General features: G+C 66.6%; 19 protein-coding genes and 1 tRNA gene. 10 read left to right on the top strand and 10 right to left on the bottom strand.

The genetic code is table 11. The features are described 5' to 3' along the window. Positions 1-71 precede the first annotated feature (71 nt). The 5 genes from MKK84_RS08065 (at position 72) to metH (ending at position 7,346) form a co-directional block, all read left to right on the top strand. A complete protein-coding gene (locus MKK84_RS08065) occupies positions 72-968 on the top strand; it encodes a bestrophin family protein (protein WP_243918506.1) in 897 nt (298 codons plus the stop codon). Positions 969-1,148: 180 nt separating this feature from the next. Continuing rightward, on the top strand, positions 1,149-2,159 hold the full coding sequence (locus MKK84_RS08060) for an ArsR/SmtB family transcription factor (protein WP_243918499.1): 1,011 nt from the start codon (positions 1,149-1,151) through the stop codon (positions 2,157-2,159). Positions 2,160-2,207: 48 nt separating this feature from the next. Beyond that, positions 2,208-3,128: a methylenetetrahydrofolate reductase [NAD(P)H] gene (gene metF / locus MKK84_RS08055; protein WP_243918497.1), complete on the top strand. Its 921-nt coding sequence runs from the start codon at positions 2,208-2,210 to the stop codon at positions 3,126-3,128. A gap of 62 nt (positions 3,129-3,190) precedes the next feature. Next, complete coding sequence (locus MKK84_RS08050; protein ID WP_243918496.1) at positions 3,191-3,424, top strand: hypothetical protein; 234 nt, start codon at positions 3,191-3,193, stop codon at positions 3,422-3,424. A 169-nt stretch (positions 3,425-3,593) separates the two neighbouring features. Then, positions 3,594-7,346, top strand: a complete 3,753-nt coding sequence (gene metH / locus MKK84_RS08045) for a methionine synthase (protein WP_243918642.1) — start codon at positions 3,594-3,596, stop codon at positions 7,344-7,346. Between the two features lie 202 nt (positions 7,347-7,548). On the opposite strand, the gene MKK84_RS08040 is transcribed toward metH, so the two are convergent. The 4 genes from MKK84_RS08040 to MKK84_RS08025 form a co-directional block, all read right to left on the bottom strand. Next, positions 7,549-8,508 (bottom strand): SMP-30/gluconolactonase/LRE family protein, encoded by a 960-nt coding sequence (locus MKK84_RS08040; RefSeq protein ID WP_243918640.1) that lies wholly within the window; start codon positions 8,506-8,508, stop codon positions 7,549-7,551. A gap of 93 nt (positions 8,509-8,601) precedes the next feature. Continuing rightward, on the bottom strand, positions 8,602-10,332 hold the full coding sequence (araD, locus tag MKK84_RS08035; RefSeq protein WP_243918494.1) for an L-arabinonate dehydratase: 1,731 nt from the start codon (positions 10,330-10,332) through the stop codon (positions 8,602-8,604). A gap of 16 nt (positions 10,333-10,348) precedes the next feature. Further along, positions 10,349-11,695 carry an MFS transporter gene (locus MKK84_RS08030; protein WP_243918492.1) on the bottom strand — a complete coding sequence of 449 codons (1,347 nt, stop codon included), beginning with the start codon at positions 11,693-11,695 and terminating at the stop codon, positions 10,349-10,351. 55 nt (positions 11,696-11,750) lie between these two features. Next, positions 11,751-12,470 (bottom strand): ribonuclease activity regulator RraA, encoded by a 720-nt coding sequence (locus MKK84_RS08025; protein ID WP_243918490.1) that lies wholly within the window; start codon positions 12,468-12,470, stop codon positions 11,751-11,753. A 197-nt stretch (positions 12,471-12,667) separates the two neighbouring features. On the opposite strand from MKK84_RS08025, the gene MKK84_RS08020 reads away from it, so the two are divergent. From MKK84_RS08020 to MKK84_RS08000, 5 genes are all read left to right on the top strand, one after another. Further along, complete coding sequence (locus tag MKK84_RS08020) at positions 12,668-13,339, top strand: GntR family transcriptional regulator (RefSeq protein WP_243918488.1); 672 nt, start codon at positions 12,668-12,670, stop codon at positions 13,337-13,339. A 66-nt stretch (positions 13,340-13,405) separates the two neighbouring features. After that, complete coding sequence (locus MKK84_RS08015; RefSeq protein WP_243918486.1) at positions 13,406-15,127, top strand: thiamine pyrophosphate-binding protein; 1,722 nt, start codon at positions 13,406-13,408, stop codon at positions 15,125-15,127. Positions 15,128-15,163: 36 nt separating this feature from the next. Next, a complete protein-coding gene (locus MKK84_RS08010) occupies positions 15,164-16,741 on the top strand; it encodes an aldehyde dehydrogenase (NADP(+)) (protein WP_243918484.1) in 1,578 nt (525 codons plus the stop codon). Positions 16,742-16,801: 60 nt separating this feature from the next. Then, positions 16,802-16,876: transfer RNA gene (locus MKK84_RS08005), tRNA-Gln, on the top strand. 243 nt (positions 16,877-17,119) lie between these two features. After that, the gene (locus tag MKK84_RS08000; protein ID WP_243918482.1) at positions 17,120-17,302 is read left to right on the top strand and encodes a hypothetical protein; all 183 of its coding nucleotides are present in this window, start codon (positions 17,120-17,122) and stop codon (positions 17,300-17,302) included. On the opposite strand, the gene MKK84_RS07995 is transcribed toward MKK84_RS08000, so the two are convergent. The 6 genes from MKK84_RS07995 to MKK84_RS07970 all read right to left on the bottom strand — a co-directional run bounded on the left by MKK84_RS07995 (position 17,286) and on the right by MKK84_RS07970 (position 24,721). Next, on the bottom strand, positions 17,286-18,623 hold the full coding sequence (locus MKK84_RS07995; RefSeq protein ID WP_243918480.1) for an oligosaccharide flippase family protein: 1,338 nt from the start codon (positions 18,621-18,623) through the stop codon (positions 17,286-17,288). The two genes, MKK84_RS08000 and MKK84_RS07995, sit on opposite strands and share 17 nt — an antisense overlap. Before the next feature lie 277 nt (positions 18,624-18,900). Continuing rightward, entirely contained in the window at positions 18,901-19,761 is an 861-nt protein-coding gene (locus MKK84_RS07990) for a glycosyltransferase family 2 protein (RefSeq protein WP_279599415.1), read from the bottom strand. A 233-nt stretch (positions 19,762-19,994) separates the two neighbouring features. Continuing rightward, entirely contained in the window at positions 19,995-21,617 is a 1,623-nt protein-coding gene (locus tag MKK84_RS07985; protein WP_243918478.1) for a hypothetical protein, read from the bottom strand. Positions 21,618-22,013: 396 nt separating this feature from the next. Then, complete coding sequence (locus tag MKK84_RS07980) at positions 22,014-22,730, bottom strand: HWE histidine kinase domain-containing protein (protein WP_243918476.1); 717 nt, start codon at positions 22,728-22,730, stop codon at positions 22,014-22,016. Positions 22,731-22,937: 207 nt separating this feature from the next. Further along, positions 22,938-24,227 carry a methyl-accepting chemotaxis protein gene (locus tag MKK84_RS07975; RefSeq protein ID WP_243918474.1) on the bottom strand — a complete coding sequence of 430 codons (1,290 nt, stop codon included), beginning with the start codon at positions 24,225-24,227 and terminating at the stop codon, positions 22,938-22,940. 107 nt (positions 24,228-24,334) lie between these two features. Continuing rightward, the gene (locus MKK84_RS07970; RefSeq protein WP_243918472.1) at positions 24,335-24,721 is read right to left on the bottom strand and encodes a response regulator; all 387 of its coding nucleotides are present in this window, start codon (positions 24,719-24,721) and stop codon (positions 24,335-24,337) included. Positions 24,722-24,749: the final 28 nt, after the last annotated feature.

The raw sequence follows: 24,749 nt of genomic DNA, 5'->3' as shown, positions 1-24,749 counted from the left end.
GTTGAGCCGGGTGCCTTGCGGGCCTGGGTCAAGCGGGGCACGAGGGCCGCGCCCTCAGCTCCGATGCCCGCATGATCGTCCGCCCCCGGCCCAACCTTCTGACCCTGCTGTTCACCCTGCATGGCTCGATCCTGCCGCGGGTGGCGCCAAAGCTTGTCGGCATCGTCGCGGTGTCCTGCGCGATGGTGTGGACGGAGGCGCGCTGGCCCGCCTTCTTCCCGGTCAGCGCGGGGGTGACGCCGTTCACGGTGGTGGGCCTCGCGCTTTCGATCTTCCTGAGCTTCCGCAACAACGCCTGCTACGAGCGCTGGTGGGAGGCCCGGAAGCACTGGGGTAGCCTGATCGGCGAGGTGCGCAACCTCGCCCGCGCCCTGCCGGCTCTGCTCCCGGACCGGGAGGCAGCGCCTCAGCTCCGGCGCCTGTCAGCCTTCGCGCACGGCCTGCGGGCCCGCCTGCGCGCCCTCGACGAGGCCGCGGCCGTGGACGGCAGGGTCCCCGGGTCGGACCTGTCCGGCCCGAACCCCACGGACGCCGTGCTCGCCGCCATGACCCGTGATCTGGCCGTTCTCCTGCGTGCGGGGCAGCTCACCGACATCCAGTTCGGCCTCTTGGAGGCACGGATCGAGGCGCTGTCGGGCGTCCACACCGCCTGCGAACGGCTGGCCAATACGCCGCTCCCCTTCGCCTACACGCTCCTCGTCTACCGGACCGCATGGCTCTACTGCCTGCTCCTGCCGGTGGGGCTCGCGGGCTCTTTGGGCTGGGGGACGCCGATCGTGGTGGCGCTCGTCGGCTACACGTTCTTCGGCCTCGACGCCCTCGGCGACGAACTGGAGGAACCCTTCGGCACCGAGCCGAACGATCTGCCCCTCGACGCCATGGTCCGCACCGTGGACCGGATCGTCCACCACGCGCTCGGCGAGCCGATGCCGGAGCCGCTGCGCCCGGACGGGTACTGGCTTCGCTAGAGGCAAAGACGGGTTTCCAAAGGGCTACGCCCTTTGGCGAGGTACCGGGGCGGAGCCCTGGTGAATGGGGCGTCGCCCGACGGCAGGGCGCTGCCCTGCACCCGCGAAAGGTCTCAGACCTTTCGAAACCATGACGTTTCGCGCTTGCGCCGGGGGCGAAACGCACATAAACATATCTTTATGTCTATCGAAGCAGTGCGAGAGGCGGGAGCGATCCCCTTTCCGGAAGCCCTGGGCGTCCTGCGCGCGGCTGCCGAGGAGACGCGCCTGCGTATCCTGGCGCTGCTCGTCGAGGGGGAGCTTTCGGTCTCCGATCTCACCGACATCCTGGGTCAGTCGCAGCCGCGGATCTCGCGCCATCTCAAGCTTTTGGTCGAGGCCGGGCTGGTCGAGCGCCACCGGGAGGGTGCCTGGGCGTTCTTCCGCCTGTCTGAAGCCCGCGCCGGATTGGCCGATCCGCTCCTATCGGGGCTGGACCGAACCACACCGCCGCTCTCCGAGGACCGCGCCCGACTCGATGCCGTACGGGCGCAGCGGGCCGATACCGCCCAGACCTTCTTCGCGCGGCTCGCGCCCAAATGGGACGAGCTGCGTTCCCTGCACATTTGCGAGACCGTCGTCGAGGCAGCGGTGCTCGTTGCGCTCGGCGACCGCCCGATCGGTAGCCTGATCGATCTCGGCACCGGCACCGGCCGGATGCTCGGCCTGCTGGCCCCCCTCGCCGGGCGCGCCACCGGGCTCGATTCGAGCCACGCCATGCTGTCTGTCGCCCGGGCCAACCTGGAGCGGCAGGGTCTGTCGCGGGTGGACCTGCGGCAGGGCGACATCCACGCCCCGCCCTTCGCCCGGGCGAGCTTCGATCTCGTGGTTGTGCATCAGGTGCTGCATTATCTGGATGATCCGGCCCGGGCCCTGCGCGGGGCCGCACGGCTCGTGGCACCGGGCGGTCGGCTGCTTGTGGTGGATTTCGCCACCCACGAGCTGGAATTCCTGCGGACGGGTCAGGCCCATCGGCGGCTCGGCTTCTCGGCCGAGCAGGTGTCGGGCTGGCTCGCCGAGGCCGGGCTTGCGACAATCACCACCCGCGATCTGGCGCCGCGCAAGTCGGGCCAGCTTACCGTCACACTTTGGCTGGCTCAGGACGGGCTCGCCGACGACATCACCGAACAGCCCCGGCGCGCCGTCGCCTGAGGCTCAGATCCATCGTCTGAACCGACCGACATAGAGGACGAGACCCCGATGCGCCGTTCCACTCACCGCGCCAGCCGCGACGGCTACCACCCGATCCGCGTCTCGATCGAGTTCTTCCCGCCGAAGACCGACGAGATGGAAAAGATCCTCTGGGCCTCGATCGAGCGCCTCGCGCCGCTCCAGCCGAGCTTCGTCTCGGTGACGTACGGCGCCGGCGGCTCAACCCGCGAGCGGACCCACAACACGGTGGCCCGGATGGTCCACGAGACCAGCCTCAAGCCGGCCGCCCACCTCACCTGCGTGGACGCCAGCCGCGAGGAGATCGACGCGGTGGTGCAATCCTACTGGGACGCAGGCGTGCGCCACATCGTGGCTCTGCGCGGCGACCCGGCCGAGGGCGTGGGCCACGCCTACCGGCCGCATCCGGAGGGCTACGCCTCGACCGCCGAACTGGTCGAGGGGATCAAGCGGATCGGCGACTTCAAGGTCTCGGTCTCGGCCTACCCTGAGAAGCACCCCGAGGCGTCCTCCCTGGAGGCCGACATCGATGCCCTGAAAGCCAAGGTCGATGCCGGGGCCGATCAGGCGATCACCCAGTTCTTCTTCGAGAACGAGATCTACCTGCGCTACCTGGAGAAGGTCCGGGCCGCCGGGATCACGATCCCGATCATCCCGGGCATCCTGCCGGTGCAGAACTTCAAGCAGGCGGCGAACTTCGCCCGCCGCACCGGCGCCTCGGTGCCGTACTGGCTGGCCGCCCGATTTGAAGGGCTGGAGAGTGATGTGGAGACCCGCCGCCTTGTGGCCGGCGCGGTGGCGGCCGAGCAGGTACTCGACCTTGTGGACGAGGGCGTCAACGACTTCCACTTCTACTCGATGAACCGCTCGGATCTGGTCTACGCGATCTGCCACCTGCTCGGCCTGCGTGCCCAAGCGCCGAAGCTGGCGGCGGCGAAGGCGGCGGCTTAGATTTCAGCTGCGCCCCGTGCGGGTGCGGCAGGGGGTTCATCGCGATGGCTGAGCCACACGATATGATCGTTCCGCTCCTCCGGGAGATGAGAGCGGAGTTGGGCGCAGGTTTCGAGCGCGTCGACCGCAAGCTCGAAGAGCACGACGCGCGCTTCGACAAGCTTGAACGCCGGTTCGAAAATCTCCGCGAAGCCGTGAACGGCGAATCGGTCCATGGCCGCTACGCCGCCGCGGAGGTCGAGGACCGGCTCGAAGCGATCGAGAAGCGCCTCGCAGCCCTGGAAAAGACGGGTTGACCGCGCCCGGCCCGGAACGCCGATCGATCCCACCCTCCACCTCATCCTGAGGTGCCGCGAAAGCGGCCTCGAAGGAGGGTTACAGAGAACACCGAGATATCTGGAGGCCTCCCGCGAGGCCTCCGCTTCGCTCCGGCACCTCGGATGAGGTGATCTGACAGGACGCATGATGACCGCTTTTGCCCCCGTCGACGGCCCCGAGATCGCCAAGGCCCTGCGCCAGCGCGCGGCGGAGAAGATCCTCGTCCTCGACGGGGCGATGGGCACGGTGATCCAGCGGCTCAAGTACTCGGAAGAGGACTTTCGCGGAGACCGGTTCAAGGATCACAGCCACGATCAGAAGGGCAACAACGACCTCCTGATCCTGACCCAGCCCGACGCGATCCGGCAGATCCACCTCGACTACTTCCTGGCCGGCGCGGACGTCTGCGAGACCAACACCTTCTCGGGCACGACCATCGCCCAGGCCGATTACGGCATGGAATCGATCATCCACGAGCTGAACGCCCAAGGCGCGCGGCTCGCCCGGGAGGCCGCCAAGCTCGCTGAAGAGAAGGATGGCCGCCGCCGGTTCGTGGCCGGCGCCATCGGCCCAACCAACCGCACCCTGTCGATCTCGCCGGACGTGAACGATCCGGGCTTCCGGGCCGTGACCTTCGATCAGGTCAAGCAGGCTTATGTCGAGCAGATCCACGGCCTGATCGACGGCGGCGCCGAGTTGATCCTGATCGAGACGATCTTCGACACGCTCAACGCCAAGGCGGCGGTGGCGGCGGCGTGGCAGGTCTTCGACGAGACCGGCATCCGGCTGCCGATCCAGATCTCCGGCACCATCACGGATCTCTCGGGCCGCACCCTGTCGGGCCAGACCCCGGCGGCCTTCTGGCATTCCCTGCGCCATTCCGAGCCGCTGACCTTCGGCCTCAACTGCGCGCTCGGCGCCCGCGAGATGCGTGGCCACATCGCTGAGCTGTCGCGGATCTGCGACACGCTGGTTTGCGCCTACCCGAATGCCGGCCTGCCGAACGAGTTCGGCCTCTACGACGAGAGCCCGGAGGCGATGGGCAAGCTGGTCGGCGAGTTTGCCGAATCCGGCCTCGTCAACATGGTCGGCGGCTGCTGCGGCACCACCCCGGACCATATCCGGGCGATCGCGGAGGCGGTCGCCGGCAAGGCGCCCCGGCCGATCCCCGAGGTACCGCGCCTGATGCGGCTGTCGGGCCTCGAGCCCTTCGTTCTCACGAAGGAGATCCCCTTCGTGAATGTCGGTGAGCGCACGAACGTCACCGGCTCGGCCAAATTCCGCAAGCTCATCACCAATGGCGACTACGCGGCGGCGCTCGACGTTGCGCGTGATCAGGTGGCGGCCGGCGCCCAGGTGATCGACATCAACATGGACGAGGGCCTGCTCGACTCGCAGAAGGCGATGGTCGAGTTCCTGAACCTCGTCGCCGCCGAGCCCGACATCGCCCGGGTGCCCGTGATGGTCGATTCCTCGAAGTTCGAGGTGATCGAGGCCGGGCTGAAGTGCATCCAGGGCAAGCCGATCGTCAACTCGATCTCCATGAAGGAGGGCCCTGAGAAGTTCATCGAGGCCGCCAAGGTCTGCCGCTCCTACGGCGCGGCCGTGGTGGTGATGGCCTTCGACGAGCAGGGCCAAGCAGATTCCTACGAGCGCAAGGTCGAGATCTGCACCAAGGCCTACCGGATCCTGACCGAGCAGGTCGGCTTCCCGCCCGAGGACATCATCTTCGACCTGAATATCTTCGCCGTCGCCACCGGCATCGAGGAGCATAACGGCTACGGCGTCGCCTTCATCGAGGCGACCCGCACGATCCGCGAGACCCTGCCGCACGCCCATATCTCGGGCGGCGTCTCGAATCTCAGCTTCGCGTTCCGCGGCAACGAGCCGGTGCGCGAGGCGATGCACGCGGTGTTCCTGTTCCACTGCATCCAGGCCGGCATGGATATGGGCATCGTCAATGCCGGCCAGCTCGCCGTCTACGACGAGATCCCGGCCGAGTTGCGCGCGCTGTGCGAGGATGTGGTCCTCAACCGCCGCGACGATTCCACCGAGCGCCTGCTGGACTCGGCCGAGCGGTTCAAGACCGGCGCCTCGGCCCAGGCCAAGACCGCCGACCTGACCTGGCGCGAGGCTCCGGTGGCCAAGCGCATCGAGCACGCCCTGGTCAACGGCATCACCGAGTACATTGTGGCCGACACCGAGGAGGCCCGCCAGGGCGTCGAGCGCCCGCTCCACGTCATCGAGGGCCCGTTGATGTCGGGCATGAACGTGGTCGGCGACCTGTTCGGCGCGGGCAAGATGTTCCTGCCGCAGGTGGTGAAATCCGCCCGGGTGATGAAGCAGGCGGTCGCCTATCTCGAGCCTTACATGGAGGCCGAGAAGCTCGCCAATGGCGGCGACGGTAAGCGGCAGGCCGCCGGCAAGGTGCTGATGGCCACCGTAAAGGGCGACGTCCACGATATCGGCAAGAACATCGTCGGCGTCGTGCTGGCCTGCAACAACTATGAGATCATCGATCTCGGCGTGATGGTGCCGGCCGCCAAAATCCTGGAGACCGCCAAGCGCGAGCAGGTCGACATCGTCGGCCTGTCGGGCCTGATCACCCCGTCGCTGGACGAGATGGTCCATGTGGCCGGCGAGATGGAGCGCGAGGGGTTGGACGTGCCGCTGCTGATCGGCGGCGCCACCACCAGCCGCGTCCACACGGCGGTGAAGATCCACCCGGCCTACGCCAAGGGACAGGCCGTCTACGTCACCGATGCGAGCCGCGCGGTCGGCGTGGTGTCGAGCCTGATCTCCAAGGAGACTCGCGGCGCCACGATCGAGAAGGTCCGGGCCGAGTACGCCAAGGTCGCCGACGCGCACAGGCGCTCGGAGGTCGACAAGCAGCGGCTGCCGCTGGCCAAGGCCCGCGCCAACCCGTTCAAGATCGACTGGTCGGGCTACAAGCCGGCCAAGCCGAGCTTCACCGGTGCTCGGGTCTACGGCTCCTACGAGGTCGCCGACCTCGTCCCCTACATCGACTGGACGCCGTTCCTGCAGACCTACGAGTTCAAGGGCCGCTTCCCGGCGATCCTGGACGATCCCGAGCAGGGCCCGGCTGCCCGCGCCCTCTACGAGGATGCGCAGGAGATGCTGAAGCAGATCGTGGCGGAGCGGTGGTTCAACCCGAAGGCGGTGATCGGCTTCTGGCCGGCCAACAGCATCGGCGACGACATCGCGCTCTACACGGGCGAGAGCCGGTCGGATCGGCTCGCCACCTTCCACGGGCTGCGCCAGCAGCTCTCGAAGCGCGACGGGCGTTCGAACACCTGCCTGTCGGACTTCGTGGCCCCGGCCGAGACCGGCATCGCCGATTACATCGGCGGCTTCGTGGTGACGGCCGGGCTGGAGGAGGTGCGGATCGCCGAGCGGTTCGAGCGGGCCAACGACGATTACCGGGCGATCCTCGTAAAGGCGCTCGCCGACCGCATCGCCGAGGCCTTCGCCGAGCGGATGCACGAGCGGGTGCGCAAGGAGTTCTGGGGCTACGGGGCCGCGGAGACCTACACCCCAGAGGAGCTGATGAAGGAGGACTACGCCGGAATCCGCCCGGCCCCCGGTTACCCGTCCCAGCCCGATCACACCGAGAAGACGACGCTGTTCGATCTGCTCAAGGCCGAGAGCCGCATCGGCGTGAAGCTCACCGAATCCTACGCGATGTGGCCGGGCTCGTCCGTATCGGGGATCTACATCGCCCATCCGGAGTCGCACTACTTCGGCGTCGCCAAGGTGGAGCGCGATCAAATCGAGGATTACGCCGTCCGCAAGGGGATGGATGTCCGCGAGGTCGAGCGCTGGCTCGGGCCGATCCTGAACTACGACCCGGCGCGGTATCTGGCGGAAGCCGCGGAGTAGAGGCGGGGAAAAAGGCGGAGCCGCTGCGCGTCGCTTCTTGCGCTGGATCCCGGATCAGGTTCCGCTATGCTTCACCTGCCCGGGAAAGGGCCAGTCTAGAATAAGACTTGTCCCTTTCCCGGACGCATGCAGCGACAGCGGAATGCGTTCCGGGACCCTGCGCAAGACTCACCGCGTAGCGATCTGCATCACAAGACCACTTTCAGCAGGTCCCCGCGCCCCGCGTGTTCACGTACAGCGCATAAATCGAATGCACCGCCGTCATCAGCAACAAATTGCGGTTGAGGCCGCCGAAGCACAGGTTGGCGCAGCGTTCCGGCAGGCGGATCCGGCCGATCGGCTTGGCCTGCGGTGACAGCACGAGGACCCCGTCCTCGGCCTCGCTCATCCCCCAGCCGCACCAGAGATTACCGTCGACATCGACCCGGAACCCGTCCGGCGTGCCGGTGCCGGCATCGTAGAAGACGCGGCCGTTGGCGGTTTTGGTGCCAGTCTCGACCACATCGTAGACGCGGATCAGGCGATTGGGCTTCGCCCGGGCCTCGATGACGTAGAGCTTGGACTCGTCCGGCGAGAAGCACAGGCCGTTCGGCCCCGCCACACCCTCGACCGCGACGCTGGCCTGTCCCGTCTTCGGATCGATCCGGTAGACGTTGCCCGGCAATTCAGGCGCCGCCATCGACTCGTGAGGGTTCGGCCCGAAGGCCGGATCGGTGAACCAGATCGCCCCGTCGGAATGGCACACCACGTCGTTTGGCGAGTTCAGCGGCTTGCCGTCGAACCGGTCGAGCAGCGTGGTGAGGCTGCCGTCGTGCTCGGTGCGGGTGACGCTGCGGGTCTTGTGTTGGCAGGTGATCAGCCGGCCCTGCCGGTCGCGGGTGTTGCCGTTGGCGTAGTTCGACGGCTTGCGGAACACCGAGAGCGCGCCGGACGCCTCCTCCCACTTCATGATCCGGTCGTTGACCACGTCGCTGAACAGCAGCGACCCCATATCGCCGAACCAGACCGGCCCCTCGGCCCAGCGAAAGCCGGTGGCGACCCGTTCCACAGTCGCGGAGGCGAGGCGGTACTTGGCGAAGGCCGGATCGAGGATCTCGACGGCCGGGTCGGGCACCCGCTGCGACGGCTCCCAGGCCGCCCCCGCGGCCCGCGCGGCGCCCATGAGGGCCGCCCCGGCGAGCAGCCCTCTGCGTGCGATCATCGTCATGTCGCCTCCCTGCGATACAGGCCTGCCGCTCTCCGGCGGCTGGCCCGGTCAGTGAATCTCGGGTTCCGGGATTCCGCCCGCGCCCTCCAGGAAATCGAAGTCGCAGCCCTCGTGGGCCTGCCGCACGTGCTGGGCGAACAGGCGGTTGTAGCCCCGCGGATAGGCCCGGTCCGGCGGGCGGAACGCTTTCACGCGCTCGGCGATCTCGGCATCGTCGAGGTGCAGGTGGATGCTCCGTCCCGGCACGTCCACGGTGATCAGATCGCCGTTTCGGACCGCCGCGAGCGGCCCGCCGGCCGCCGATTCCGGCGACACGTGCAGGATGCAGGCACCGTAGCTCGTGCCGCTCATCCGGGCGTCCGAGATCCGGACCATGTCGCGCACGCCCTGGCGGAGCAGCACCTTCGGGATCGGCAGCATGCCCCATTCCGGCATGCCGGGGCCGCCGATCGGCCCGGCATTGCGCAGGATCATCACGTGGTCGGCCGTCACGTCGAGGTCGAGGTCGTTCACCGCCGCGCTCATCGAATCGTAATCGTCGAAGACCAAAGCCGGGCCGGTATGCTGGAGGAAGCGCGGGTCGGCGGCCGGCGGCTTGATCACGCAGCCGTCCGGGGCAAGGTTGCCGTAGAGGATCGCGGTGCCGCCCATGGCGACGATCGGCTGGTTCAGCGGCCGGATCACGTCGTCGTTGAAGACCCGGATGCCGGCGAGCCCATCGCCGATCGTGCCGCCGCTAACCGCACGGGCATCGAGGTGGAGGAGGGGGGAGAGCCGCGCCATCAGGGCCCGGATCCCGCCCGCGATGTGGAAATCCTCCATCAGCCACTGACCGGAGGGGCGCAGGTTGGCGATCACCGGCACACGCTCGGCGAACTCATCGAACTCGGTGAGCTTCAGCGGGATGCCGGCCCGCCCCGCCATGGCCACGAGATGGATCATCGCGTTGGTCGAGCCGGCGAGCGCATTGTGGACCACCAGCGCGTTGTCGACGGAGCGCCGGTCGAGGATGTCGGAGGGCTTCAGGTCCTCCCAGATCATCTCGACGATCCGCCGGCCGCAGGCGCCGGCCATGCGCGGATGGTCGGCATCCGCCGCCGGGATCGAGGCCGCGCCCGGCAGGGTGAGCCCCAAAGCCTCGGTGATCGACGTCATGGTCGAGGCCGTGCCCATGGTCATGCAGGTGCCGGCCGAGCGAGCGATCCCGGCCTCCATGTCGTTCCACTCCTGGGTGGTAATGTTGCCGGCTTCCTTCTCGGCCCAGTACTTCCACACGTCGGAGCCCGAACCGAGGATCGTGCCACCGGAATGCCCGCGCATCATCGGGCCGGCCGGCAAAAAGATCATCGGCAGGTTCATGGAGATGCCGCCCATCACGGTGCCGGGCGTGGTCTTGTCGCAGCCGCCCATCAGCACCGCGCCGTCGACGGGATGCTGGCGCAGCAGCTCCTCCACCTCCATGGCGAGGAGGTTGCGGTAGAGCATCGTGGTCGGTTTGACGAAGTTCTCCGACAGGGAGAGCGCCGGCAGCTCGATCGGGAAGCCTCCCGCCTGCCACACGCCGCGCTTCACGTGCTCGACGCGCGCCTTGAAGTGCTGGTGGCAGGGGTTGATGTCGCTCCAGGTGTTGATGATGCCGATGACCGGCTTGTCGCTGAAGTCGGCGCGCTCGTAGCCCATCTGGAGCATGCGCGAGCGGTGGCCGAAGCTGCGCAGGTCGGTTGCGCCGAACCAGCGCTGGCTGCGCAGCTCGCCCAAGGTCTTCTTGTGGGCGGTCATCGCGATCTCTCCGGTCTCACGCGTTCGGGCGGGCGGGGCGGACGGCGCCGGCTGGGTCCGTCGAAGCAGCCTGCCCGCGGACCGTCGCGAAGGCGAGGGCCGCGGAGGCCAGGGCGCAGCCCGCCAGGAAGTACAGGCCAGCCTCGTAGGTGCCGGTCGTATCCTTCAGCCAGCCCAGCACGTAGGGGCCGACGAAGCCGCCGAGATTGCCGATCGAATTGATCAGCGCGATGCCGCCGGCCGCGGCCGGTCCCGACAGGAACTCCGCCGGCAGGGGCCAGAAGGCCGGCTTGGTGCCGTAGAGGCCCACGGTGGCCACCGACATCGCCACGAGCGCCCAGAGGCTCCCCAGCAGCGGCCCGGCGGCGATCAGCCCGATCGCCGCCACGATCGCCGCGATGACGAAGTGCCAGCGCCGCTCGTTGCGCCGGTCCGAGGACCAGCTCCACGAGACCATGCCGATCGTGCCCACCACGTACGGGACCGCGGTCGCAAGACCCGTTTCCCAGTCGGTGAGCTTCAGGCTCTTAAGTATCGGCGGCAGGAAGAAGGTGATGCCGTAGGTCGCCGTGACGATGGTGAAGTAGATCCCCGCCAGGGTCAGGACCCGGGTATCGGTCAGCGCCTGCCGGAGCGTGAAGTGGCCGTGCGCCTTCACGGTGCTGCGGCGCTCCGCCTCCAGCGTCTCCTCGAGCCAGCGGCGCTCGTCTTCGGCGAGCCAGGTCGCCTTGGCGGGCCGGTCGGTCATCAGCGCCAGTACCACGAAGGCCAGGATGATGGCGGGCACCGCCTCGACCATGAACAGCCATTGCCAGCCGTGGAAGCCGAGCACCCCATCGAGCTGGAGCAGCGCCCCAGAGATCACCGCCGTCAGGGCGTTCGAGCCCGGCACCGCCAGGAACAGGGCCGCCACCACCCGGGCCCGGTATTTCCGGGGGAACCAGTAGGTGAAGTACAGGATCATGCCGGGGAAGAACCCGGCCTCGGCCACGCCGAGCAGGAAGCGCATCACCAGGAAGCTCACCGGCCCGGCGATGAACGCCATGCCGCCCGCGATCAGCCCCCAGGTGATCATGATCCGGGCGATCCAGATCCGCGCCCCGGTGCGCTCCAGCAGCACGTTGCTCGGCACCTCGAAGAAGAAGTAGCCGAGGAAGAAGATGCCCGCGCCCCAGCCGTAGAGCGTCGCCGAGAAGCCGAACTCCCGGTTCAGCCCGAAGGAGGCGAAGCCGACATTCGTCCGGTCCATGTAGGCGACGAAGTAGATCACCACGATCAGCGGCAGGAGCCGCCACGAGACCTTGGACACCGTCCGCCGCTCGATCTCCGGCGCCGCCGTGACCGTTGGAATGCCAGCCGCCATGGCGCCCTCCCTGTTCTGAACGTGCTTGTTGGCGCCCGCGAACGGGGGCCGGCTTTCAGCGGCCGGTCTGCTTCCGCCATGCGGCGAAGTCGGCGAGGCTCTGCTCGTCGGTCGCCGGGTAGAGGCCGAGGATCGAGCGACCCTTGCGGACCTCCTCGGTGACGAAATCCTCGTAAGCCGTCATCTCGACCGCCTCGTCGGCGACCGCGTCGGCGATGTGGGCCGGGATCACCGCGACGCCGTCGCCGTCGCCCACGATCACATCGCCGGGGAAGACCGGGGCGTCGCCGCAGCCGATCGGCACGTTGATGTCGATCGCCTGATGGATGGTGAGGTTGGTCGGCGCCGAGGGCCGCGCGTGGTAGCTCGGCATCTCGAGGGCGGCGATCTCGGCGGCATCGCGAAACCCGCCATCGGTCACGAGGCCGGCGCAGCCCCGCACCATCAGCCGGGTCGCCAGGATCGAGCCCGCGGAGGCGGCCCGTGCATCCTTGCGGCTGTCGATCACGAACACGGCGCCGGGCGGGCATTCCTCCACGGCCTTGCGCTGCGGATGCGCCCGGTCGCGGAACACCGTGATCGGGTTCAGATCCTCGCGGGCCGGCATGTAGCGGAGCGTGAAGGCCTCGCCGACCATGGTCGGGCCGCCCGTCTTCAGGGGGAGCACGCCCTGGATCATCTGGTTGCGAAAACCGCGCTTGTAGAGGGCGGTCATCAGCGTCGCCGTGCTGACGGTCTTCAGCTTGGCGCGCGTCCCTTCGGACAGCCCAGACATCGGTTTCCTCCCTGGATTGTCGTGTCGCTCCACCGCACGGTTCTTGCGGAACCGCCGTGAGCGCCGACTGATATCTCAGAGGTTGAGTAGCACGCCGTTCCTCGCCATTGTCAATGCCTGGACATGGCGTCAGACAAATCCTGAAACCCATGCAGCATGTATTGGCTGGAGAGAAACTTGTGTCGGCAGGATCGGGCTTGAACGGCCTCGCAGTGACGGAACGGCCGCGCTCCCTCGCGGAGACCGCCTACGACGCCATCGAGCAGATGATCATCAGCCGCCGGCTCGCCCCCGGGGCGATGGTGTCGGAGGGCGAGTTGGGCGAGGAACTGGCGCTCGGCCGCACCCCGGTCCGCGAGGCGCTGGCGCGGCTGAAGACCATCGGCTTCGTCGAGGTCCATCCGCGCCGCGGCGTGCTGGTGACGCCGGTCGATATCATCACGCATCTCGAACTGCTCGAAGTCCGGCGCCCCCTCGACGAGACGGTGGCGCGCTGCGTGATCGCGCGCGGATCGGACCAGGAACTCGCCGCCCTCGAAGGCGGTGTCGCCGGGTTGCTCACCGCCGCCGGGGCCCGGGATCGGGAGACCTATTTCCGCAGCAAGCGGACGCTGCACGAGGCAATGGTCAAAGCCGCCCACAACGCCACCCTGACCAGCACCATGGCGGCGCTCCACGCCCAGTCTCGGCGCTTCTGGTACACCTACGAGCCGACCGCGAGTTTCCTCGACTGCGCCCGGATCCATGCGGGGATCGTGGCCGGCGTGGTGGCCCGCGACGCCGAGACGGCGGTTGCCGGTATCGGCACCCTGTTCGACTTTCTGGACCAGATGACACGCAAGGCCCTCGACCGTCGTCCGCTCGTCTGACAGGTTGACGGCGACCGCCCGGCCTATATCCTCAGCTGAGATATCACCGGCATCTCAGACCGGATCATGGGCCTTCTCGGCCAGGGGCCGCACGGCGGAATCGCCAGGGAGGACGGCTTGAGCGGATTGCCCCCACGCACCGGCGCGCGGATTCTCGTCGACCAGCTGCTCGCGCAGGGCGTCGAGCGCGTCACCTGCGTCCCCGGCGAGAGCTACCTCGCGGTGCTGGACGCCCTGCGCGACAGCGGCATCGACATCCTCGTCTGCCGCCAGGAGGGGGGCGCTGCCATCATGGCGGAGGCCGCCGGCAAGCTCACCGGACGTCCGGGCATCTGCATGGTCACCCGCGGCCCCGGGGCGACCAACGCCTCGGCCGGGGTCCATATCGCCCGCCAGGATTCGACGCCGATGATCCTGTTCGTCGGGCAGATCGCCAGGAGGATGCGCGACCGGGAGGCGTTCCAGGAGATCGACTACCGCCAGATGTTCGGCGGCGTCGCCAAATGGGCGGTGGAGATCGACGACGCGGCCCGCATCCCGGAGATCCTCGCCCGGGCCTTCCGGGTGGCGATGCAGGGCCGGCCTGGCCCGGTCGTGATCGCCCTGCCGGAGGACATGCTGGACGACGTCGCTTCGGTCGGCGACGCCCCTTGCGTGGAGCCGGCCGAGCCTGCCCCGTCCCGGGCCGATGCGGAGCGGCTGCGGGCGATGCTGGCGGAGGCACAGCGGCCGGTGGCGCTGCTCGGCGGCTCGCGCTGGAGCGCGGAGACCTGCACGGCGTTCGCCGCCTGGGCGGAGCGCCACGATGTGCCTGTGGCGGTCTCGTTCCGCCGGGCGCAGCTCTTCCCCGCTGACCACCCGAATTTCGCGGGCGAATTGGGGATCGGCCCGAACCCGGCGCTCCTCGCCCGGATCAAGGAAGCCGATCTCCTGCTGATGATCGGCGGGCGCCTGTCCGAAATGCCGGCGCAATCCTACGGCCTGCTGGGCATCCCCGATCCCGGCCTGCCGCTGGTCCATGTCCACCCCGATCCGGCGGAACTCGGCCGGGTCTATCAGCCCACCCTTGCGATTCAGGCGAGCCCGGCGGCGTTCTGCGCGGGGTTGCCGGATTTCGCGCCCACCGGGTCCGGCCGCGCCGCCGAGGCCCACGCCTCCTACCGCGCCTGGTCCGAGACCCCGGAGGCGAAGCCGGGGGCGTTCCAGTACGGTCAGGCGATCACGTGGCTGCGGGAGCGGCTGCCGCCCGACGCCGTGATCTGCAACGGCGCCGGCAACTTCGCCACCTGGATCCACCGCTACTACCGATTCCGCGCCTTCGGCACGCAGCTCGCACCGACCTCGGGCTCCATGGGCTACGGTTTACCGGCCGCCGTGATGGCCAAACGCAGCCACCCCGACCGGATCGTCGTGGCGCTCGCGGGCGACGGCGATGTGATGATGACCGTGCAGGAATTCGCCACCGCCGTGCAGTACGACGTGCCGATCGTGGTCGTCGTTCTCGACAACGGCATGTACGGCACGATCCGGATGCATCAGGAGCGCGAGTATCCCGGCCGGGTCTCGGCGACCGAGCTGCGCAACCCCGATTTCGCGGCCCTGGCCCGGGCCTGTGGCGGCCATGGCGAGAGTGTCGAACGCACCGAGGATTTCGCCCCGGCCTTCGAGCGGAGCCTCGGTTCGGGCCTGCCGGCTTTGATCCATTGCCGCGTCGATCCCGAGGCGCTCACCCCGACCATGACCCTCGCGGCAATCCGCGAGAAGGCGCTCGCGGCGCAGCGGAGCTGATCCGCCAGCCTGCATCGAGACGAAGAGGACCAGCCCATGACCCTGCGCGGCGAGAACCTGATTGGCGCCGAGGCCCGGCGCGGCACGGAAGCCTCTTTCCGAGCCGTGGAGGCGGCCACCGGGGAGGCTCTTGAGCCCGATTTCCCGAGCGCCAGCCACGCCGACCTCGACCGGGCCTGCGCCCTGGCGGAAGCTGCCTTCGACACCTACCGCGAGACCGATCCGGAGACCCGGGCAAATTTCCTCGAGACCATCGCGGCCAACATTCTCGAAATCGGCGATGAGCTCGTGACCCGCTGCATGGCGGAGACCGGGCTACCGCGCCCGCGGATCGAGGGCGAGCGTGCCCGGACCGCCGGGCAGCTACGCCTGTTCGCCGGCGTGGTGCGTAAAGGCAGCGACGTGGGAGCCCGCATCGACCCGGCTTTGCCGGACCGAAAGCCCCTGCCGCGACCGGATCTGCGCCTGCGGCGGATCGCGGTCGGGCCGGTAGCGGTGTTCGGCGCCTCGAACTTTCCGCTCGCCTTCTCGGTGGCGGGCGGCGACACAGCGTCGGCCCTCGCGGCCGGATGCCCGGTGGTGGTGAAGGCGCATCCGGCCCATCCCGGTACCTCGGAACTGGTCGGGCGCGCCATCCAGAAGGCGGTCGCGTCCTGCGGCCTGCCGGAGGGGGTCTTTTCCCTGCTGTTCGATGCCGGCCAGTCGATCGGGCAGGCGCTGGTGGCCGACCCCCGGATCGCGGCCGTGGGCTTCACCGGATCGCGCCGGGGCGGCACGGCCCTGATGGCGATCGCAGCCGGGCGCCCGCACCCGATCCCGGTCTATGCCGAGATGAGCAGCATCAACCCGGTCCTGCTGTTCCCCGGCGCCTTGGCCGAGCGCGGCGCGGCGATCGGAAAGGCCTTCGCGGCCTCGCTGACGCTCGGTGCCGGACAGTTCTGCACCAATCCCGGCCTGATCCTGGCGCAGCCGGGCCCCGGCCTCGACGCCTTCCTGGAGGCTGCCGCCGCGGCCCTGACCGAGAGCCCGGCCGCCACCATGCTGACCCCGGGCATCCAGCGGGCCTATCGCGAGAGCGTCGCCCGGGTGGCGGGCCACGATGCCGTCACGCTGCTGGCGGAGGGGCCGGAGGGCACGGCGACCCAGGGGCGGGCCGCCCTGTTCGCCACCGACTCGGACGTATTCCTGGCGGATCCAGTGCTGCAGGAGGAGATGTTCGGCGCCTCGGCGCTGGTCGTCCGGTGCCCAGATCTGGCAGCGATGCGCAAGGTGCTGGAGCAGCTTGAGGGCCAGCTCACCGCCTCGCTCCACCTCGCTCCAGCGGACCACGCGGATGCCCGCGCGCTGCTGCCGCTCCTGGAACGGCGGGTCGGCCGCATCCTGGTGGACGGGTTCGGCACCGGCGTCGAGGTGGCGCACGCCATGGTGCATGGCGGCCCTTATCCGGCGACCTCGGACGGGCGCACAACCTCGGTGGGCAGCCTTGCGATCGATCGGTTCCTGCGCCCGGTGAGCTATCAGGACGTCCCGGACGCCCTGCTGCCGCCCGCGCTCCAGGCCGCCAATCCGCTGGACCTGCCCCGCCGGATCGACGGCGTCCCCGAACGCCACTGAGGCCCCCGGCGAAACGCTTGCCAGGCGGGGCCGCGCCGTCTAGACAGCGACCGCCTGCCTTGGGGCGTCGCCAAGTGGTAAGGCAGCGGTTTTTGGTACCGCCATTCCCAGGTTCGAATCCTGGCGCCCCAGCCAAATTCCCGACGGGACACGAGCCCTTTGGGGCCGGGTCACGACGGCCGGCGCGGACCGGTCGGCGATCTCCGGCGAACCGGAGACGGCGCCGCCTTCGAGAACCACCGCCCTACGGCGGACATTGTCCGCGCTACTGCCCGCAGTGTTACCGCCTGCAGGTGGCGGCACTCTGCTCCTGAAAATCCCTACGGCGCTGATCGGCAGCCTCGCCCGGGCATGCCATGGACGTGGCGGACAGTCGTGATGATCGGCGGCACCGATCCGCGCGCGGTGCCGGTGCCATTGGCACGATCGGCGGACGCGATGGTGCGTACCCGTCAGAATCAGGCCCGGTTGCTGGGTCGTCAGGCCATCGCCGCGATGACAGATGCCAAGCCCAGCAACCCGGCCGCTTCGATCCCGGCCTCCGTCAGAGTCCGGATCTGAACGTCATCGGGATCCGCAGGAACCGCTTCCGCAGACCCTGAAACCGGGCGGACAGGTTCATGGAGGCGGGTACGGAGCCGCTTGCGCGCCACACGTCGCGCCAGAGCCCGCTTCTGATCGTCACATAAAAGGTCAGAATCGTTATGGCGACTTCCGCAATCACGCGGCTGATCGCCATGCCCATGGCCCCGTTCTGCGGTGTCAGGACGATCGCGCACAGAAGATTGAGCGCACCGCCCACGATTGCGATGACCGTGACCGCCTTATCTTTTCGTGCGGGAAGAAGCAGGAGCATACTCAAGCAATAGCTGATGGTCCCGAGCGGCAGGGTCAGGCTCAGCACGGAAAAGATGTTGCCCGCCTCCGCGTAGGCATGCCCCAGGAAGATCTTCATGATGAAGGGCCCCAGGAACAGGATCGCGATCGATGCCAAGGTCGAGCAGAGCGTCAGCACGAAGGTCGTACGCTTGAGCAGCACGAAGGCCTCGACCGGGTTACTCCGTAACTCGCGGGTCATGTGGGGAAGCAGAAGCGTCGAGAGCGGGTTCAACAACTGCAGACCCGCATTGATCAGCTTGTCGGCCGGACCGAAGAAGCCAACCTGATCCGGCGTCGAGAGCCAACCCAACACGAGGCCGGAAGCCGCCGTATAGGCTGCGACGGCGCCCGTGAGGACAAAGATAGCTCCTCCGCCGCGAAGCGCGTCGCGCGCCGCCGTCCAGGACGCGATTCTGACCGTAACCTCTTTTACGAGGATCACACCCGTGATGAGCAGCGTCAGCGACGAGGCCAGAATATAGAACAGGATGACATAAGCATACGAATTCTCACCGCCGACAAACGTCACGATCAGCAGCATATTCAACAGCTGTGCAGCCAACTCGATCTTGACGACGAGCGCCATCCGCCCCCTGGCCCGGAAATACCAGAGCAGGTTGGTTCCCTGAAGAAGGCCATACATGATCGACAGGATGCCGACGCCGGGCGCATTCCTGAGAACTGACGAGCTGGAAATCACAAGAATGCCGAACGTGATGGCCGGAACCATCAGGATCAGCTTGGCCGTCAAGATCGCGGAAACGACGCCGTCGAGCTGCGACGCGTCTCGTGTGGCCAGATCCCGGGTACCCGATACATTGAAACCGAACTCGACAATCAGGCTGACGAGGGTTGCCAGGGATAGCCCGACGAGCACGATGCCGTAATGCTCGGCTCCGAGCTTGCGTGCCAGCAGCGGAATAATGATGATTGGGAATACGTATCTGAATATATGCGCAAAATATAAAAGCGCGCCGTCCGTAAAGAGCTTGTGCTTATGCATGTCGGGCCCTCATTCGCACAGCAGCTCCAAAATTTATACCCCTCCCGCGCCCTTTGATCGAGCATGCCGTGGATTGGCATTCCATTATGACCGACCGCATCCCGGCGCCGATCCGGGATCCTCGATCCCTCGCAGCGGGATCGAATCCCACGTTGCTCCTGTGCCACGACGCCTCAACCTTAGCCTCCCGCGCAGCAGGCTCAGGCTTCGAAGACCCCGCTTTCCGACACGGACGATTGCCCAATGAAGCGTTCGCAACCGGTTCTCAGGATATTCGTCAGGTTCGGAAAAGCCGCAGATTGAGCAGGCGAACCTTATTTTGCACCTGCATGGAGAGCGCAACCGTGCTGATCCGCGCCATCCAATAAAAGACGCGCATCAACCTGACGAGCAACACGGAGCGCGGGAAGCTCTTGGTCCGATAAAGCGCTTTCTGCAGGTTCAGTTGATGCAGGAACCATCGCGTCACGCTCCGTTCCTGGATGCTCCCGCTGTGCCCACGATAGAGGACGAGCTCCCGGTCGATGCCGTAACCCGGCGCAATCTCTAGGAACCGCGCGAAAAACTCATAATCCTCGCCCTGCCTCAACTTCGGCGATTCATCGAAAAGCTTGATGCTTGCGAGCTTCCCGCGCCTCAACATGATCGTCGATGGATAGATGTTATCCCCAAGGGACATGAGGAACCAAGCAAGCGAGATTTTCCGGCGATAGCCGATCTGCGGCTGCTCGATTTTATTGCCATCCGCATCAATGACGCCGGCCGCCGTGAAACAGAAATCGATCCCACGCTGCTCCATGAATTCGACCTGCGTCACGAGCTTGTCGGCGAGCCAGAGATCGTCATCGTCACAGAAGGCAATAAACTCGCCTGTGGCGAGTCGGATGCCAAAATTCCGCGCGACCGATGGCCTTCCTGCGAACTGACAGGCCGCATATGAGACGCGCGTATCCTGCAGGGACTGTATATAATCGCATACATCCTGCTGATGACCGTCGGCTACGACGATCAATTCGAAATTCGGATACGTCTGTGCGCGGATTGCGTCCACGGTCAACCGCAGAAAGTCGATCCGCTTTCTGGTCGGTATGACGATGGATACAAGCGGCAGCTGTGAATTATGACTTACATGTGTCATGTAATTCGCGCCGGAAAGCTATAAAAACGGTCTTGAATTTGCTAAATGGTTTCGGGTCGTTTCGCAACCACGGCCCAAAGATGTCCTCCTGTGACGGCGGGTGCGCCACTACTTAGCGTCGGCACTCGCACGCGCGCTACGTCGAGAGCGAGCCTGCCTCCCTGATCCTGAAAGCCCGTCTCGAAGGCAGGGCCGTTCCTGGCGGGCATGGCTCCGGACGGCGTCGATAAAACCTATTGGGCCGGCGCCGAAGCTCCACCCATGATGATAATGCCGGAACCCGTCTTCAACATATGCGCCGAGTCCAGGAACTTGGGCGGCAGCGCGACGGGTAGCCTCTTGGTAATGGCTCCCAGGGTCACGGGGTCAGGAAATTCACTCCAATCGATATGATCGATCCAAAGGATAGCCGGGCAGCGTTCGCCCTGCGAAAGATCCAGCGGCGCGCGCGACGTCAGGACCTGCACCGGAAATCCGTAGCGGGCCGCTTCGACATGATACGCCCAATCGATCACTTGGTCCTGATTGGGAACCACATAGTTGGCCGGGTACTCCGTCGCGAAGACCTGCGACGACGCACATTGGTTCTTCTGGGCCTGGATGAGGGACGCCGCGCTGTCCCAGCCGCGATCCAGGGCGTGCGAGATGACGGTGATGCCGTAGATCAGCGCACCATTCAGTAGCAGGAGCGTGAACAGAAGCCGCCGCTGCCGAACGACGTTGACGATCAGTGCAGCCACGATGGCGATGGTGGTCAGAGCGATCGAGGACAGATACCGGGCCACGAACAGATGCGGATGCTTGATATTGACAGCCAGCAGCAACGCGGCAGCGCAAGCCAGGCCCGCGATCATGGCGATCACGAACAGCGTATGACCGGTTCCGACGCCGGGGGGATCGATCTCGGACCGAACGCGGTCAGCAGTCACGCCGCCCGTCCTGCGCATCTGCAGAAGATTCGCGAGCAAGATCGCCAGTGCGGCCAGAACAGCAAGATTGAAGCCGAAGCTTTTCACAATCTGCGCGATCAAGGTCTTCAGCGCGATCGGTAACGAGACCTTGATCCAGAAGGTGCCGGATATCTGATCCAGGAAGGCGGTCTGCGTTATGAACCACGCCATCAGGGGCACGGAGGCGACGAGTCCGGCGGCGAGGAGGAGAAAAAACCAGTTCCACTGCCGCCGGACGAGCATGCAAAGCCCCGATGTGGCAACGATGCTCGTGGCCACGACGGTGGTCACGTAGTGAATATTAAGGGCCAACAGGATCAAGAGAAACAGCGAAACAGCCAGGAGGCGATGATCCCGGATCAGCGCATCGCGGCTCAGTGTCATCATCGTGTACAGGCAGATGATGAGGCTCGTCATACAGCAGATTTGCGTAAAATACGACCGGATTTCGGTCATATTATAAGAAGACACCGGGGACGTTACGATCATAAAACTACAAATGATAATGTAATTTCCGTTGTTGGGATATCGTCGACATAAGGCTGTCGCGAGCAGAAGGCTTGCGATCAGCGGTAAGAAGTTCATCAATCGACGAACCAGGATCGAATCTCCAGCCCATGTTTGTACGAGCCAGTTCACCCCGGTAAAAAAGGGTGGGTGGACGTCGATCAGCCAGCGCTCTCGGACGGCCGCCGTCAGCGGCACATCATGCTTGGAAAGCCAGAGCGTCCAGAATTCATCGAGCCACGGGCCACGCTGCCAAGCCGCCCAGACGGCGATGACTGCCATCAGCACGAAGAGACATATGTTTGTCGCCGTGAACAGTTTCAGATTTCGATCCTGCATCCTGTCGGTCGGCCACGCCAGCAGGCTTGATCTTCCTACGCCTTGTGCTGCAATCCTCATCGACGGTTCCTTATCAAGAGGTTGCATACCCTGACCTGCTGAAGCAGCCCTGATGCAAGGGTCGCTTCTCTTAATGATCGAACGCCTGACAATAAATATTTGGCGCAGAGTCTCTCTGATGGATCGTGACGCATGGCACGATCCAAAGGAATGGCATGGATTTGTAATTATATTCGAGAGCGTCTTGCTCGATATTCGCCCACGGGTCAACAACGCCAGCGGCTGCTGTGGATGATGCGCTTGCACGTGTGTCCAACAGCCTGTCGTCAACCATTGAGCCCCAGTACCGTTCGGGATGGCGCGTGCAATACCAGGCACTACCCGAGCGGGAGCGGTCCGATAGGCGCAGTTCGGCCGAACGATCGGTGGCAGCCTCAGCGGGGTTCGAACGCGGCTCTAGAAGCTCGCGCCGTCGTCGTCATGCTCCGGCTCCGCCGCGATCAGACGCCCGATCTGAGCCGTGAACGGAATCCGGAGGCTGCAGCGCAGGCCGTCCGGCCCGTAGGTCAGGACGGTGCGTGCTTCGAGCTCGTAGCCCAGCATGTCTTCGAGGAGCGTCATGCCGAAGCCGCGGTGCGCGGGTTCCCGGATCGCCGTCCCGCCGGTCTCGTGCCACAGCAGCGCAAGGATCGGCCCGGACTCGCCCGGTTGCATCTCCCACGTCACCGTCACGCGCCCCTGCGGCAGGGCGAGGGCCCCATGTTCGATCCCGTTGCTCGCCAGCTCGTGCAGCGCGAGCGCCAGACTCAGGGCGGGCTTCGGCCGGAGGCGCACGCGCGGTCCGGCGATCGTCGCCTGATCGCCCTCGCGCACGAGGTGGACCATCAGCTCATCCGAAACCAGGGAGTGCAGATCGACCTCGCCGAGCACATCCGTGGTGGATTGGACCCGCAGCAGGGCGCTCAGGCGCCCGTCCAGATGGGTGACGTAGGTCTCGACATCGGTGGCGCTCTCGGCGGACCGATGCATGATGATGCGCAACGTCGCCATCGTGTTGCGCAATCCGTGCCGCAGACTGTCGGGCATGCCGGCTTCGTCGAGCAGGCGGCGCAGGCGGGCATTGTCGGCGCGCAGGGCGGCGAGCTGATCCGCCAGGTCCCCAGGTTCGGTCATGTCGCGCCTCCGTGGCAATCGGATATCTGCGCAAGTCGGCGCAGGCGCGTGCGGTTCATACGGGCGCGAAAAGGACCGGTTCGGCGCATGGCGTTGCGGCGGGTGCCGAACCGGTAAGCCCGGAGATTCTGTGGATGAACCGGTGGGAGCGATGCGCGGACGCTCGGGGATCCGCAACCGATTCTGGACGATAACGCTTCGGGATCTTCAGAACAGCTCGATATCCGGCGCATCGGCGTGAGCGGTCGCTTGGCCCAGGGCCTGCGCGTCGACGCGGTGCTGGATCTGCGTGACGTAGCGCGACCGCGCCGACTCCAGAATGGCGGCGGGTCGGACCGGTGCCTCGGGCTCGTCCCCGCTCAGGCTCTGCCTGAACCCGTCGAGACACGTCTCCAGCATCGCGTTCGACTCGTCGATCGCTTCGATCTGTTGGCGAACCACGTCCTGGAACTGCACCTGCCCGAAGACCGACAAAACCTCGTTGCCGACCGCGCCGGTCAGGGTCGCGATCTCTGAGAAGTCGTTGCGAACCATACCGAGCAGTACCTCGGTCGTCGTCTGAGCGATGCTGTCGAGTTCGGTCATCAGGGCCTGGAGACGCTCCTGCTCGGTGCGCGTCCCGTCGGCCCCGTGGTCGATGGTGAGCACCTGGCCAATCGTCCGCTGCACGTTCGTGACCTGAAGCCGGGCCTCCGCCATGGCCGTCTGGGACGCCTGGGCGAGATCTTGGAGTTCCCGGGCAATGACCTTGAACCCGGCCCCATGGATGCCGGCCCGGCTGGCCTCGATATTGGCGTTGAGGGCGAGCATTCGGGTCGAGGCGCCAACCTTCTCCAGGGAGACGATCAGGGTGTCGAGGCCGCGCATCTGCGCCGCCGCGGCGTCGACCGCACTGCGCTCCGCCCGGGTCTCCCGCAGGCGTCCGTCGAGGTAGGTTCCGAGCGACCGCGCCAGCGTGTGCAGGGCGGTGTCACTTTGCTCGGCGACGCCGACGATCCGCTCACGGGTGTCGTTGATGCAGACGGCGCTGCGGTTCTGCGCCGCGCTGAGCGCTTCCAGGGATGCCATGATCGCCGAAGCCGCACCTTCGGTCTGCCCGACGATGCTGCGCAACTGCTCGCGCGTCACGGAGAAGAAGGGTTCGAGGTCGGCCAGATCCTGCGCGACATTCCGCGCCACGCCCTGTGCCGCCACATCCGGCGCCCCCTCGGCTGGCCGGCTCGCCGCCGATTGCGACGCATGCCACGCGGCTTCGTCGGAAGCGGCGGTGGCAGACTGATGCCCGAGCGGCACAGCCGACGGGAGCGGGACCGCCGGCCGCTGCAGTGCGCGCGTCACCAGGCCACCGCAGACGGCCGACGCTGCCGCGATCACGAGATGGACCGGCTGTGCCGCGCCGAGGATCAGCGGCAGAACGCCGATGACACAGCCAGCGCCGCCGCTGATCAGGAGCGTCTTCATCTCGATCTTGAGGATGGCGGGGGCCGCGGTGTGCATCGATGGAATCGGTCGCTCCGGCTTGGTCGGCAGCACGCTACCGGACGAGGGCCGAAGCCCGCGTGCGGAGTTCGGCAAAAGGCGCCAGCTGGGTTAGCCCCTTGAGGTCAGGCGGCGATGGCCTGGAGCGACGGGGCGACCTGCTTCACCACTTGCAGCAGCTTGTCGGCCTGGACCGGCTTCACCAGCCAACCGGTCGCACCGGCCTTGCGCGCCTCGTCGCGCTTCTCCTGCTGGGACTCGGTCGTCAGGACGAGCATCGGCGTGAAGCGTGTCTGGGTGAGCTTGCGCAGTTCCTGGATCAGCTGAACACCGTGCATGCCGGGCATGTGATAGTCCGTGATGACCAGAGCAGGACGAAGACCGGCCTGGACCTGCGCGAGAGCATCCTCGGCATGCATGGCTTTGACCGTAATATATCCAGCGCCTCCGAGAATACCCACCATGCTGGCCAGGATCGTCGGAGAATCATCAACAATCAAAACCTTGTGCATCGCCTCGCCTTCCACTTCTGCGCGCGCA

Source organism: Methylobacterium sp. E-065 (assembly GCF_022829605.1).
Taxonomy (GTDB): Bacteria; Pseudomonadota; Alphaproteobacteria; order Rhizobiales; family Beijerinckiaceae; genus Methylobacterium.
The sequence above is the reverse complement of the archived record's forward strand: the minus strand, read 5'-3'. Positions and strand labels throughout refer to the sequence as shown.